A 14457-nucleotide genomic window follows, 5' to 3' on the forward strand; every position below is an offset into this window, starting at 1 on the left:
GCTTCATCATGACGTTCGACGCCCTCCGCTCCCACTTCGATTTGTCCGCTTTGTCCGCGTTGCCGTTCCGCTTGAGCGTGCTCGACAAGAGCCCCGTCGCGCCCGGAGAAACCGCCGCCGACGCGCTGGCGCGCAGCGTATCGCTCGCACGCTTCGCCGATGCGGCCGGCTATCACCGCTACTGGCTCGCCGAACATCACAACACCGCCGCGCTCGCGTGCCCGTCGCCGGAAATCCTGATCGCGCACGTGCTCGCGCAGACGCGACGCATTCGGGTCGGATCGGGCGGCGTGATGCTGCAGCACTACAGTCCGTACAAGATCGCGGAAAACTTCAACCTGCTCGCGTCGCTCGCGCCCGGCCGCGTCGATCTCGGCATCGGCAAGGCGCCGGGCGGCCTGCCGCTGTCGACCCGTGCGCTGCAGGCCGGCTACGATCCGGCGCGGCGCGCGTCGTTCGCCGATCTGGCCGAGGAATTGAATCGTCATCTCGAGGGCGACGATGCAACAGCCGACGCGACCGATCAGGATGGCGCTACGCTGTATGCGACGCCACGCCCGCCCGAGCCCGCGCAACCGTTCCTGCTCGGCGCCAGCGCGGAAAGCGCCACGCTCGCCGCGCGGCTCGGCTGGGCGTTCGTCTACGCGTCGCATCTGAATGCCTCCGTGACGGATCTGGAGCGCACGTTCGACACCTATCGCGACGCGTCGGGCGGCCGCACGCCGCTGCTGGCCGTCTCCGCGATCGTCGCCGGCACCCGCGACGCGGCGGCGCGACTCGCGAGCGGACATCAGGGCTTTCGCGTTCAGGTGGGCGACACGCCCGCCGTCAACGTCGGCAGCCTCGAACAGGCGCACGCGTACATCCGCCAGGCCGGCGGCGGCCCGCACCGGATCGACCCGCGCGAAACGCGGATCGTGCACGGCACGCGCGACGACGTGCTGCACGAGCTCGACGCATTGCATCGCCGCCACGGGATTGCCGAATTCGTCGTCGACACGCCGGTCGCCGACGCCGCCCCGCGCATTGCGTCGCTGCGCCTGCTGGCCGGCGCGCATGCCGACGGTGACGACACGGCGGCGGGCGCGCGCGACGAAGCGAACGCGAACGCGCGAGATGCCGGCGCGCGCACGATCGCACGCCAACCGGACTTCGAGGGCACCGCGCCATGACCGATACGATTCGCATCGCCAGCGCAGACGACGTGCCGGCCGTCTACGCGTTGCTGCAGGACGCCTACGCGCCGCTCGCGGCGCAGGGCGTGCACTTCACGATCACGCGCTCGCCGATCGAACGCGTCGCGCAAGCCGTCGCGCGCGAAACGACGTTCGTGCTCGAACATGCGGCACCCGACGGCCGTACCGCCCTCGCGGCCACGTTGACCGTGCGGTTTCCGTGGGTATCCGGCGAACGCCATCGCACGCCGCATCCGTTCCTGCACTGGTTCGCGGTTGCGCCCGCGTTCGCGCGGCAAGGGCTCGGGCACACGCTGCTCGAACACGTCGAGACACAGTTCCTGGCCGCGCAGGTCAAGGCGCCCGCGACGTATCTCGCGACCGCGATCCACCATCCATGGCTGCAGTCGTACTACGAGCGCGGCGGCTACGTGCCGTTCGATCGCTCGACCAACGCGCTCGGCACGCCGCTCGTCTGGCTCAGAAAAATCCTGATCCCGGATCTCTACGAGGATCCGGCGATGGCCGACGCCGCGCCGGAGCGCCTGCCTGTCCCCGTGGACGCGTGACGCGCGGGCGCACCCTGCTTCGCGTAGTGCATCCCCTGCCATCCATCTCGTGAAAGGCTTCAACGCATGACTCTCGCATTTCCGGATTCCGCTCTCCGCGCGTCGCGCCACACCGTATCGGCTGCGTTGCTGCTCGCCGTCGCGATGCCGTATGCGGCGTTCGCACAGGGCACACCCGTCTCCGGCGGCACGCTGACCTGGGGTGTCGAAACCGAGCCCCGCACGCTGAATCCGCAACTGAACGGCCAGGACAAGGTCGAGCTGCTGCTGCGCAACGCCTACGAAAGCCTGCTCGCGCAGAAGCCCGACGGCAGTTACGTGCCGTGGCTCGCGACCGGCTACAAGGTCTCGGCCGACGGCAAGACCTACACGTTCACGCTGCGCGACGGCGTGAAATTCACCGACGGCGCGCCGTTCGACGCGCAGGCCGTCGCCCGCAACTTCCTGAACGCGCGCGAACTGTCGTACTCGGCCGGCAGCCAGCTTGCGCGGCTGATCTCGCACGTCGCGGACGTGAAGACGCCCGACGCGCACACGGTCGTGATCGCGCTCGACACGCCGTATACGCCGTTCCTGACGTTCGCCGGCCGTCTGCCGCTGCTGTCGCCGAACGCGTTCGGCCGGCCGAGCCTGAAGTCGGGCGGCACCGACATCGCGGGCACCGGCCCGTTCATCCTGAAGCGGTACGTGAAAGGGCAGGAAATCGAGTTCGCGAAGAACCCCGACTATCGCTGGGCGCCGCCGACGGCGGGCCACCAGGGCCCCGCGTACCTCGACCGGATCGTCTACCGGTTCCTCCCCGAATCGTCGGTGCGCACCGGCGCGCTGTTGTCCGGCCAGGTCGACGTGATCGAAGGCGTGTCCGGCAACGACGCGGCACTGATCCGCAAGAACGCCGATTTCACGTATCGCCGCGCGCTCAATACCGGCACGCCCTACTCACTGTTCCTGAACGTCGACTACGGCCCGACCCGCGACGTGAAAGTACGCCGCGCGCTGCTCGAAGGACTGGACGCGACCGGCATCGTGCAGTCGATCTACCGCGGCGAGCGCGCGCGCGCGTGGGGGATCACGTCGCCGATCGATCCGCTCTACGACGCCGCTGTCGAAAAGACCTACGGCAACAATCCGAAACGGGCGAACCAGCTGCTGGACGAAGCCGGCTGGCAAGCACGCGACAGCAGCGGCTACCGGACCCGCGACGGCGAACGCCTGACGATCGCGGTGATCCAGGCGCAGGCGACGGTACGCGATCAGCGCGACGTGCTGCTGCAGGCACTGCAGGCCCAGGCACGGCAACGCCTCGGCGTCGACCTGAAGATCCAGTACGTCGACGACGGCACGTACGTCGAAGCGCGCAAGAGCGGCAAGTTCGGCTCGATCGCGAACTCCAACACGCCGCCCGACGGCATCGACATCGAGGGCCACTACCTGCCGGTCGATCGCGGCGGCGCGCTGAACTACAGCCGTGCGGCGGCGCCCGAACTGACGCGCTGGTTGCAGGCGGCCGCGCGTACGCAGAACGTCGCGCAGCGCAAGCAGTCGTACGGCGAGCTGCAGCGCTTCGCGATCAACGAACAGGCGTATGCGGTCCCGCTTTACGAACCGGAAGACCAGATCGCGGCCGCGAAGGCCGTCCAGGGGCTGCGCTTCCGCTCGTTCGCGCAGATGCCGGAGAACCCGTACGACGTGTGGGTGAAGCAGTAAGCCGGCGCGCAGCGGCCCGCTTTTGCATCACGGTTCGCGCCGACCCGACAGGAGATTTCCCAATGAGCCATTCGACCTCCGCTCCCGCCTCCCTCCCTGACGCACGGCCGGCCGCGCCGTCGCCGGCCGCATGGCGGCGCTGGCCGGGCTCGCCCGTCGTCACGCGGCTCGCCACCGGCGTGCTCGTGCTGTGGGCCGCGATCACGCTGTCGTTCGCGGCCGTGCATGTCGCGCCGGGCGATATCGTCGGCATCCTAATCGGCGAGCAGTTGAGCACGCCCGAGATCGAGGCCGCGATCCGCCAGGAATGGGGACTCGACGAACCGCTCGCACTGCAATACGTGCACTACCTGTGGCGCGTGCTGCACGGCGAGTTCGGCCGCTCCTACATCCTGAACACGGACGTCGCGCCGCTCGTGCTCGGGCAGCTGTGGCCGACGCTGAAGCTGACGGGCGCGGCGCTCGTCGTGACGATCGTGTTCGCGGTCGGCCTCGCGGTGCTGACGGCCGGCCGCCGCTGGGCGGGGCGCGCCGCGTCCGGCGTCGAACTGCTGCTGGCCTCGACGCCGTCGTTCTGGCTCGGAATCATGCTGTTGTTCGTGTTCAGCTTCACGCTGAAGCTGTTCCCGGTGGCCGGCGATCGTGGCTTCGCGTCGCTCGTGCTGCCCGCGCTGTCGCTGGGGCTCGCGCAGGGCGCGGTGATCGGCCGCGTGCTGCGGCAAGGCATCGAGCGCGCGCTCGACGAGCCGTATGCGCTGACGGTGCGCTCGTGGGGGATCGGCGGGTTCGCGCTGCGCGTGCGCCATGCGCTGCGCCACGCGGCGCTGCCGGCCGTCACGCTCGCCGGCTGGCTCGTGGGCGGGCTGCTGAGCGGCGCCGTGATCACCGAGCAGGTGTTCGGCCGGCCGGGCCTCGGCAAGGTGACAGTCGACGCGGTGCTGTCGAAGGACATGCCGGTGATCCTCGCGATCGCGATCCTGTCGGCCGCGATCTACGTCGCGCTCAGCACCGCCGTCGATCTGCTGTACCTGCTGATCGATCCCCGCCTGCGCGAACGCCGCGCACGGCATTGAACCGGAGGCACCGATGTCCGTTCCCGTCGATCTCACGTTGCGCCCGAGCGCGACCCGCGGCACGGCCGGCTGGCTGTCCCGCCATCCGGGGCTGGCGCTCGCCGCCGTCTATCTGCTGCTGAACGTGGTCGCCGTCGTCGCGCCCGGCTGGCTCGCGCACGGCGATCCGCTCGCCGCCGATCCGCTGTCCGCGCAGCTCGGCAGCAGCGCCGAGCACTGGCTCGGCACCGACCAGCTCGGCCGCGACATCTACTCGCGCGTCGTGTATGGCGCACGCTACTCGCTGTCGATCAGCGCGGCCGCGATCGGCGTCGCGACGCTGTTCGGCACCGCGCTCGGGCTGCTCGCCGGCCTCGCCCGCGGCTGGCTCGACGAGCTGATCACGCGCGTGCTCGACGTCGTGTCCGCGTTCCCCGACCTGCTGCTCGCGCTGATGCTGATCTCGTTCACCGGCCCCGGCGCGGTGAACCTGGTGTTCGCGCTCGGCGTCGCGTCGGTGCCGCGCTTCGCGCGCGTCGTGCGCGCGCAGACCTTCGTCGTCGCATCCTCCGGTTACGTCGAGCACGCGCGCACGCTCGGCCTCGCGCCGGCGGTGCTGGTCTGGCGCCACGTGCTGCCGCACGCGATCGCGCAGGTGCCGGTACTCGCGACGATCGGCCTCGGCACCGCGATCATCGGCGCGTCGGGGCTGAGCTTTCTCGGCATGGGGCCGCAACCGCCGGCAGCCGAATGGGGGCTGATGCTCGCCGAGGGCCGCAACTATCTGTACAACGCGTGGTGGATCGCAGTGTGGCCCGGCCTCGCGATCACCGCGGCCGTGATCGCGGTGAATGCGCTCGGCGGCTACTGGCAGGCGCGCTTCGAGCGGCGGGAGGCAGCATGAGTACGATCGGCGCCGTGTCGCAGCCGACGCCCGCGCGTGGCGCGCCGCTGGTCCGCATCGAGCAGCTGACGGTCGGGTTCCGCGGCGCGCAGCCCGTCGTCGGGCCGCTCGATCTCACGCTGCATGCCGGCGAATGCGTCGCGCTGGTCGGCGAGTCGGGTTCCGGCAAGTCGGTGACCGCGCGCAGCCTCGTCGGGCTGAACGGCCCGCATGCCGCGATCGACGCAACACGCTTCGACATCGCCGGCATCGACGTGCGCCGCCATCGGGAACGCGACTGGCGCGCCATTCGCGGCCGCCGGATCGGCTATGTGCTGCAGGACGCGCTGGTGTCGCTCGATCCGCTGTGGCGCGTGCGCGACCTCGTCGCCGAAGCGCTGCACGATACGCGGCGGCGCGACGTCGCAACGCGCAGCGCCGACCTGCTGCGCTCGGTCGGCATCGACGACCCCGAGCGGCGGCTGCCGCAGTATCCGCACCAGTTGTCGGGCGGCTTGCGGCAGCGCGTGCTGATCGGCACCGCGATCGCGGGCGGCGCGGCGCTGCTGATCGCCGACGAGCCGACCACCGCGCTCGACATGACCGTGCAACGCCAGATCCTGTCGCTGCTGCGTGCGCGCCGCGATGCCGGCGATGCGGTGCTGCTGATCAGCCACGATCTCGCGGTCGTCGCCGAACTGGCCGATCGCGTGCTCGTGATGCGCGGCGGCCGGATCGTCGAGCAAGGGCCGGCACGCGACGTGTTGAGCGCGCCGACGCATCCGTACACGCGGCAGCTGCTCGCGGCGATTCCCACTGCCGCGTCGCGCGGGTTCCGGCTCGCAGCCACCCCGCGCGTGCCGCTGCCGCCGAAGCGCATCGATACGGGCACGCCGGTGCTGGCCGTCGACGCGTTGACGAAACGCTACGGCGGCCGCGACACGCCGGCCGCGGTCGACGGCGTGTCGTTCACGCTCGCGCGCGGCGAGACGCTCGGCATCGTCGGCGAATCCGGCTCCGGCAAATCCACCGTCGCGCGAATCGTGCTCGGGCTCGTCGAACCGGACAACGGCACCGTCGCGCTCGACGGCCAGCCGTGGAACGGCGTGCCGGAAGCCGCGCGGCGGGCGCGCCGCGCGCGACTGCAGTTGATCGCACAGGATCCGTACAGCTCGTTCGACCCACGCTACTCGGTCGGGCAGATCGTCGGCGAAAGCCTCGATGTGGCCGGCATCCGTGGCGACGCGCGGCGCCGCCGCGTCCTGCAGCTGCTCGACGAAGTCCAGCTCGGCGCCGGTTGCATCGACCGGTATCCGCGCGAACTGTCCGGCGGCCAGCGGCAGCGCGTCGCGATCGCGCGCGCGTTCGCGTCGAATCCGGCGCTGCTCGTCGCGGACGAGCCGGTCAGCGCGCTCGACGTGTCGATCCAGGCGCAGGTGCTGGACCTGCTCGCCGACCTGCAGGCCGAGCACGGCACCGCGATGCTGTTCATCTCGCACGATCTCGGCGTGGTGCATCACGTCGCCGACCGGATTCTCGTGATGCGGGGCGGCCGCGTCGTCGAAAGCGGCCCTGTCGACCGGGTGTTCGGCGCGCCGTCGCACCCGTACACCGCATCGCTGCTCGACGCGCTGCCGCTTCTGCCCAACGCCCGTGCGGCGTCGCCGCTGCCCGCCGTCGCCTGACCATGGTTTTTCACCGAACCGCTGCCATGCACCGATCGACGCCCGCCTCTCCCCGCCGGATCCATCTCGGCGCCATCATCCCGCGCGCGTCTGGCAACATGACCGCGTAGCGGCACCGGATGCGCTCGCTGACGCGAGTGTCTCGGGCTTCCGTATCCGCCGAACCGGCACGCACGCGCGGCATGAGCGGCAGCGAGTCGTGCGCGTGGCCGGGCCTTGCGTGACGGTCGTATCGCCAGCACGGCCGGCCTTGTGCATTTCGCCAGGCCACCGCGCGCGAACCCGGCTCAACCGTGGAACACGAGCAGCACCAGCGGCATCGTGACGGCCGCGAGCGCGGTCTGCACGGTGATGATCCCGGCGGACAAGCGATGATCGCCGCCGAGCAGCTTCGCCATGATGTACGCCGACGGTGTGCACGGCAGCGAATTGAACAACACGATCGTCGTGAGTGCCGGCCCCCGGATGCCGAGACTGAAGCCGATCCAGAAGGTCAGCAAGGGCACGAGCAGCAATTTGATCACCGACGACTGGAACACGGGGCCGCGCGCCGCCTTCGCGGCCTTCACGTCGAGACCGGCTCCCACGGCGAGCAGCCCGAGCGGGAGCGATGCAGCACCGAGAATCGACAGCACGCTCGACAGCACGCCCGGCAAGGGCAGCCCGCCGAGATTGAACGCGGCGCCGAGCACGACCGACATGATCACCGGGTTTCTCAGCAACGCGCCGCCGATCTGCCGCGCCGATGGCGCACCGCCGCTGCCGTGACGCATCAGGATGATGATCGACGCGATGTTCAGCAACGGGATCGCGACTGCGATGCTGATCGACGTGAGCGTGAGACCCACGCTGCCGTACAACGCCGCGGCGGCGGCAACCCCCACGTACGTATTGGGCCGCAGCGCCCCCTGGATCACCGACGAAAACACAGCTCCCGGCTGCCGGCTCCACGCTCGCCATGCATAGAGCAGCGCCGCGCTCGCAACCACCGCGCCGAGGATGGCGATCGCGATCGGCCGCACCGGAAACTGCGTCAGATTGGCTTTCGCGACCTGACTGAACATCAGCGCGGGAAACATGTAGTAGTAGTTCAGCGTTTCGCACGGCAGCCAGAATTCGTCCGGCAGCAGGCGGCGCTGCCGCAGCACGAATCCTGCCAGGATCAGCACGAAGATCGGAATGAGTGCGGTCAGGACATTCTGCACGGGCCGCTCCGTCACGCGAAGACCAGCGTCTTCGCGAGCACGACCGCGACGTAGACGCCGATGAATGCGGTCATCGCGCGCTCGTACAGCGGCGCGCCGGCGCGCGCCTTCAGGTTCAAGCGCACCAGCATCGCGAGCGATGCCAGCACCGCGATCGCGCAGATCACCATCGTGACCCGTTCGGCGACCGGCACCGCACGTCGCCGCGCGAGCCGCGACGCCGGCCCGATCGTCGCAATGATGGTGGTCTTTGACATTTTTCTGATCCGATGAATTCGGTGCACAGAAATATGACAGAACCGTGAAATTCTCAGAAAGAATTAAAAATACGAAACCTAGATCCGAAAGTGATTTAGAAGGCGTGCACCTCGTCCGGTCGACTGACTGCGCATGGCCATTGCCACGGCCCACGGCCCACGGCCAAACGCATGTTCAACCGACAAATCGCGCTTCGACACCGCTTCGCACCACCAGATCGAAGCGCTCCGGACGAATATGAAACACGGTGGATTCACACGTGCGGCCGTCGGCCAGACGCGACGTGCGCCGCAACACGAGCAGCGGCGCCTGCTTTGCGGTCTTGAGCCACACGGCGATATCGTCGGGCGCGGCCACGGCCGTCACCGACATGTCGGCGTCGGCAATGCGCCAGCCGAGCAGTTGCTCCAGCAGCTCGTAGGTCGGCAGGCTGTCGGCCCGCGCAAAAGCGACGTCACTCGCTTCGGGCAGCAGGCAGGTCTGCGCGAGCGCGATGGGCTCGTCGTCGACCCAGTGCAGGCGTTCGAGATAGACGCAGCGCGTCACGTCGGCGGCGAACGCGTGTCGCAGGCCGGGCGGCACGTCGCACGCCTCCATGCGCAGCAGTTCCATCCGTGCCTTGGCCCCCTGTCCCGCGATCGAATCGTGCAGTCCACGCAGCACATCCAGTCGATGCCGCAGCCGCTGCTTGGCGGCGAACGTGCCCTTGCCCTGCTTGCGCTCGACGACTCGCGCGTCGGTCAGCCGGTCGAGCGCGAGCCGGACGGTCACGCGACTCACCTGAAAACGCTCGCTCAATTGCGCCTCGGACGGCAGCTTGCCGGTCGGCTCGTACGCGCCTTGCTCGATCTCATCGCGCAGCGTCGTCGCGATCTGCTCGTAAAGCGACGTCGCATCATCACGCAACAGCGTCATCGAATCTTCCTCTCCGTGCCCGGCTCGCGCTATGCGCGAATCCTGATTTCGATATGAAAAGCAATTGGATCGCCCAACTTGTATTAATACGTATTATGACATCTCGATAGACGATCGGGCCTGCTGTCTCAGGGCCAGACGCACGGAGAGCATACCAGTGACTGAAAACGCAATCGGCACGCCGCCGCTCGACAGCACGCACGCGATCCGACCGCCACCGGCCGGATCGCCGGCGACACGACACGCCGATCCGCACGCGACAGGCCGATCGCGTCGCGCGCACTGGCGTGCCGCGATCGGCTTCGCCGCAGCGTGGCTCGCGTTCTTCGCGATCGCCTGGTGGCTGCCTGCCCCCGCGCATCTGTCCGCGGAAGGCAAGGCGACACTCGCGGTGGTGTCGTGGGTCGCGATCGTGTGGATCACCGACGCGGTTCCGGTCGGCGTGAGCGGCATCCTGTTGCCGATGCTGCTCGTGCTGTCGCACGCGAGCCCGTCGTTTCCGAAGGCGGCCAGCGGCTTCGCCGCGCCCGTCGTGTTCCTGTGCCTCGCCGCGTTCCTGTTCTCCGCGATCATGCAGGCGTGTGGACTCGACCGCCGCATCGCCCTGTTGCTCCTCGATCGCCTGAAGGTGCGAACCGCCAACGGCGTGATCTGGGCCATGTTCGCGGTGAATTGCGTGATGGCGCTCGTCGTGCCGGCCGCGAATGCACGAGCCGCTACGCTGCTGCCCGTCACGAACGGGATCGTCCGGCTGTTCGGCGAGTCGCCGCGCGAGCGTGCGGCACGCAAGGCGATCGTGATCCAGACGCTCGTCTACGGCGCGATGATCAGCGGCATGTGCATCCTGACGGCCCACCTGCCGAACATGGTCGTGTCCGGGTTGCTCGAGAAACAGCTCGGCATCCGGATCTCGTATCTGACGTGGCTCAAGCTCCAGTGGCCGTACCTCGGGATGTTCGCGATCACGCAAGCCTGGGTGCAATTCCATTTCCGCTCGCGCGCCGTCGCGATTCCCGGCGGCCCGGGCGCAATCGCGGCCATGCGCCGTGCGCAACCGCGCGCGGCGCGCAACGACTGGGCCGTGCTCATGCTGTTGGCCGCCGTCGCCGTGTTGTGGGCGACCGAGCCGCTGCATCACCTGCCGTCGGAAATCGTCGCGCTGATCGCGCTGGCGTTGCTGTTCGCGCCCGGCGTGCTGCGCTTCGGCTGGGCGGAAGTCGAGCAGCGCACGATCTGGGGCACGCTGTTCCTGCTGGCCGGCGCGCTGTCGCTGTCGTCGGCGATCAGCGCGTCGGGGCTCGCGAGCTGGGCCGCCGATCACATCTATGTCGCCGCGCACGGTCACGGCTGGTGGTTGGCGATCGCGATCGTGATGCTCGGAACGCACGTGATCCGTATCGGCATGCTGTCCAACGTCGCGGCCGTCACGATGATCGCGCCGCTCGCGCTCGCACTCGCGCCGCGCCTCGGGCTGCATCCCGTCGCCTTCACGATGCTCGTCAGCGACACCGACAGCTTCGCCTATCTGCTGCCCACGCAGATCACCGCGGGCGTCATCGCTTACAGCAGCGGCGCATTCTCGACGGCCGACTACGCGAAGGTCGGCGCGGTGTCCGTGCTGATCGCGATCGTCTACGGCCTCTGCGTGATTGCACCGTGGTACGCGTACATGGGCATCCCCGTCTGGGACGCGAGCGCGCCCTGGCCGTTCGCGCACTGAAGCGCCCGAGTTCCATCGCCATTTCTTCCGGATTGACCATGAACGAATCCAACGACGCCCTCGATACCGTCGATGCCCGCGCCGCCGCGCTGCGCGACCGCCTGGGCCCGCACGTCGCGCCCGAAGGCCTGTATGAGCGCCACAAACGCCTGCCGTTCGCCGGACGCGTGCGCTGCAACGTTGCACAGCTCGAAGCCGGCGCATGGAGCGAGATCGTGCTCGATTACGAAGTCGGCTCGTCGGGCATCGCCGACGGTGGCTGGCTGAAGGCCACCTTCAAGTTCTATTCGGATTGGGCGCTGTTCCAGACCAGCGATCCGGGCGCCGCCAACTACATCAGTGCCGAATACCATGCCGCACCACCCGTGCCGGGCCAGAGCCCGGCCACCGTGCAGGCGCTGAACGTGCGCTTCGACCAGAAGGGACACGAGCGGCCGTTCCAGAAGGCCGTGATCGTCGACGTCGTCGACGGTTACGTGAACGCCGGCGACCGGATCGTGATCCGACTCGGCGATCGCCGTCGCGGCCCCGGCACGCGCGTGCAGACCTTCGCCGAGGACAACTTCCGGTTCCGGCTCTACGTCGATCCGCTCGGTACGTCGCGCTTCGTCGCCGTGCCCGGAGACATCTCGATCGACATCCGTGCCGGCGCACCTTCCGACGTACTCCTGAACGGCCCGCGCTTCGTGCGGCCCGGCACGCGCGCGCCCTTCCGGCTATCGCTGCAGGACCGCTGGGGCAATGCGTGCCGAGACGCAGGCGGCACCGCGCGCGTCGTCGCATACGACGCACGCGGCGAAGCCGTCTACCGACGCGAGCACGCGCTGCCCGATGCCGGGCTCGCGACCTGCGCGGTCGACGACCTGCCGGTCGATGCCGGCACGCTGCGCATCGTGGCCGACATCCCCGCCCGCCCGGACGTGCGCGCGGCCGAAGCGTGGCTCACGAGCGACGCGTCGCTGCCTGCGCCCCGTGCGTGGTACGCCGACCTGCACGTCCACGCCCACGATACGGTCGGCACCAACAGCCCGGCGTACAACGCGCGCTACGCACGCGACATCGGCGGCATCGACGTGCTCGGCTATACGGCGAACGATTTCCAGATCACCGACGAGAACTGGCAACTCGGGGTGGATGCGGTCGAGCAGTTCAACGACCCGGGCCGCTTCGTCGTCTATCCGGTGCAGGAATGGTGCGGCAGCTCGACCGCGGGCGGCGACCACAATGTCGTATTTCTCGGCGACGCGCGGCCGGATTTCCCGTACAACGCGCGCGGCGAGCACAACCGCACGCTGGTCTGGAACGAGGACATGAAGGGCAATGCGGTCGAGCTCGGCCGCTGGCCCGTCGAGGAACTGTGGGATGCGTATGCGGACGATGCCGCGCATCATCTGGTGATGCCGCACGTCGGTGGCCGCCGCTATATCCCCGACTGGCACCATCCCGAGCTCGAACGGCTCGTCGAGATCGCGTCGTCGTGGGGGCACTTCGGCTGGCTTTACCAGGACGTGATCGCGCGCGGCTATCGGCTCGGCGTGGCGGCCAGCGGCGACGAGCATCGCGGCCGGCCCGGCGGTGGCGCGCCCGGCGTGCAGGTGTTCGGCGTGCGTGGCGGCCTGACCGGCGTGCTGGCCGAATCCCTCGACCGCCGCAGCGTCGGCGAGGCGCTTCGCGCCCGTCATACCTGGGCGACGACGGGAGAGCACACCGCACTGCTCGTTCAATGCGGCGAATACCGGCAAGGCGACGCGTTCCGGCATCGCGGGCCAGCCACGCTCGATTACCGCCTGCTCGGCAATGCAGGCTGGGAATACGTGGCGGCCTACGACCATACCGGCGTGATCTGGGAGCGCGATCTTCACGCGGAGCTGGGATACGCGCAGCGCCACATCCGGGTTCGCTGGGGAGGTGCACGCATTCGCGATCGCTATCGCTGGGCCTCCTGGCGCGGCACGATCCGTGTGCTGAACGGCACGATCCACAATTTCAGGTCAAACGGCTTCGAACACCTCGAGGAGGCGGCCTGGCGTTCCGGGACGACCGACATTGGCTTCGCAAGCGATACGTACGGCGATGCCGACAGCGTCGAGATTGAAGTGGGCAGCCTGGCCCATGCCACGATCGTCGTCGAAGGCACCATTGACGGTTTCGTCAAGGTCGGCGATCCGCTGGCCGGCAATCCGTTTGCGCATGCGCCGACGTTCCGTCATGAGATTCGTGGCGCGGATCTGCTGGCAGCCGGCTCCGCGACGCACCAGCTCGGTGGCACCGAGCTGTTTCTCGCCATCGAACGGCTGACTGAGCAGACGTTGCCGACCGACCTCTCGGGAAGCATCGAGATCGACCCGGCCAACGCCTCGTTCGGCCACCGCCCCGTGTATTTCTTCGGGCGGCAACGCGATGATGCGAAGGTCTGGTCTTCGGCGCAGTTCATTACGTTCGACGATTGAGCGCGTCCGACTCGACCCACCTTGTCACCGGGCGCTTGCGGCGGTCTTTCCGACGCTCGCCCGGTGACGATCGCGGCTGCAAACCGTCGAATATTCTCATCACTTCGAGCCGGTCTCGACCAGCAAAGCGGCCTCACGCGCGCCGTTCACCCACCATCGCCACCACACCCGAGCGCATTCATCGGCCTTCGAATCCCTAGGGAAAATCCGGAGACATCCTTACAGCGATTTACCTGATGATTCATGGAAGCGTCATGTTTCGGCGATTCAGGGGTCCGCCAAGCTTTCAATTCGCGTCACGCAACCGATGCCGCCGCGCGGCACATGCGATGACCGAAACCTGAAACGGCAGCCGCCGGCGCATCGTCAGGTGTTCAATACTTTCAACAACCCGGTCGAGAGTAATCGTGAGATTCCGTGGCCCGCTGGTGCGGTGGAGACGAGGCGATGCGCGAAACCTGCGCGCCGCGATCGCGTCCTCCGACGACAGTGACGGCGGGCAAAGCCCTTGCCTGCCTCTGTCGATCTACACCATCCTGTCCCGCCGCTCCGTTCGCCGCCACAACGCCGTCGCCGCGCGTGCGTACGTCGCGATCCATACCGACGACGTGGCATCGCTGCTGCCTTAGCGCCCCGCCTCTTTTCCTGACTCCGTTCGACCCACTCGCCGTGTCACCCGACCGGTGACGGGATCGGCTCGCACTGCGTTTCCGTGCAAGCCGGCTCCTGATCGAACGGACTCCTGATCGCCGTGCACCACGCTCGCTCGCCACGCGCGGCGGTCACGCACGTCTGCTTCATCCGATGAACCATCGCGCCACGACCCGCGCCTTGCGGC

Annotated in this window: 12 protein-coding genes; 9 read left to right on the forward strand and 3 right to left on the reverse strand. The window is 68.6% G+C overall.

Annotated elements, in window-relative coordinates; translation table 11 throughout:
- The first annotated feature begins 8 nt into the window (after positions 1-8).
- From CFB40_RS34855 to CFB40_RS34880, 6 genes are all read left to right on the forward strand, one after another.
- A complete protein-coding gene (locus CFB40_RS34855) occupies positions 9-1172 on the forward strand; it encodes an MsnO8 family LLM class oxidoreductase (protein WP_089433899.1) in 1164 nt (387 codons plus the stop codon).
- Positions 1169-1744: a GNAT family N-acetyltransferase gene (locus CFB40_RS34860; protein WP_089433900.1), complete on the forward strand. Its 576-nt coding sequence runs from the start codon at positions 1169-1171 to the stop codon at positions 1742-1744. The genes CFB40_RS34855 and CFB40_RS34860 overlap by 4 nt, the downstream gene beginning before the upstream one ends.
- A gap of 66 nt (positions 1745-1810) precedes the next feature.
- The gene (locus CFB40_RS34865) at positions 1811-3451 is read left to right on the forward strand and encodes an ABC transporter substrate-binding protein (RefSeq protein ID WP_089433901.1); all 1641 of its coding nucleotides are present in this window, start codon (positions 1811-1813) and stop codon (positions 3449-3451) included.
- Between the two features lie 62 nt (positions 3452-3513).
- Positions 3514-4524, forward strand: a complete 1011-nt coding sequence (locus tag CFB40_RS34870) for an ABC transporter permease (RefSeq protein ID WP_089433902.1) — start codon at positions 3514-3516, stop codon at positions 4522-4524.
- Between the two features lie 13 nt (positions 4525-4537).
- Positions 4538-5407 carry an ABC transporter permease gene (locus CFB40_RS34875; RefSeq protein WP_089433903.1) on the forward strand — a complete coding sequence of 290 codons (870 nt, stop codon included), beginning with the start codon at positions 4538-4540 and terminating at the stop codon, positions 5405-5407.
- Positions 5404-7071 (forward strand): dipeptide ABC transporter ATP-binding protein, encoded by a 1668-nt coding sequence (locus tag CFB40_RS34880; RefSeq protein WP_089433904.1) that lies wholly within the window; start codon positions 5404-5406, stop codon positions 7069-7071. The genes CFB40_RS34875 and CFB40_RS34880 overlap by 4 nt, the downstream gene beginning before the upstream one ends.
- A 287-nt stretch (positions 7072-7358) precedes the next feature.
- Here the strand turns inward: CFB40_RS34880 and CFB40_RS34885 are convergent, their stop codons facing one another.
- The 3 genes from CFB40_RS34885 to CFB40_RS34895 all read right to left on the reverse strand — a co-directional run bounded on the left by CFB40_RS34885 (position 7359) and on the right by CFB40_RS34895 (position 9449).
- Positions 7359-8276, reverse strand: a complete 918-nt coding sequence (locus CFB40_RS34885; protein ID WP_089434041.1) for an AEC family transporter — start codon at positions 8274-8276, stop codon at positions 7359-7361.
- A gap of 11 nt (positions 8277-8287) precedes the next feature.
- On the reverse strand, positions 8288-8533 hold the full coding sequence (locus CFB40_RS34890; protein ID WP_089433905.1) for a hypothetical protein: 246 nt from the start codon (positions 8531-8533) through the stop codon (positions 8288-8290).
- A 175-nt stretch (positions 8534-8708) separates the two neighbouring features.
- Positions 8709-9449, reverse strand: coding sequence for a GntR family transcriptional regulator (locus CFB40_RS34895; RefSeq protein WP_089433906.1), 741 nt, complete (start codon positions 9447-9449; stop codon positions 8709-8711).
- Positions 9450-9606: 157 nt separating this feature from the next.
- On the opposite strand from CFB40_RS34895, the gene CFB40_RS34900 reads away from it, so the two are divergent.
- From CFB40_RS34900 to CFB40_RS39350, 3 genes are all read left to right on the forward strand, one after another.
- The gene (locus CFB40_RS34900) at positions 9607-11169 is read left to right on the forward strand and encodes an SLC13 family permease (RefSeq protein ID WP_256976969.1); all 1563 of its coding nucleotides are present in this window, start codon (positions 9607-9609) and stop codon (positions 11167-11169) included.
- Between the two features lie 38 nt (positions 11170-11207).
- Positions 11208-13619, forward strand: coding sequence for a hypothetical protein (locus CFB40_RS34905; RefSeq protein ID WP_089433907.1), 2412 nt, complete (start codon positions 11208-11210; stop codon positions 13617-13619).
- Between the two features lie 407 nt (positions 13620-14026).
- Positions 14027-14248 (forward strand): hypothetical protein, encoded by a 222-nt coding sequence (locus CFB40_RS39350; RefSeq protein WP_089429953.1) that lies wholly within the window; start codon positions 14027-14029, stop codon positions 14246-14248.
- Positions 14249-14457 lie beyond the last annotated feature (209 nt).

Source organism: Burkholderia sp. AU31652, from assembly GCF_002223155.1.
Classification (GTDB): Bacteria; Pseudomonadota; Gammaproteobacteria; order Burkholderiales; family Burkholderiaceae; genus Burkholderia.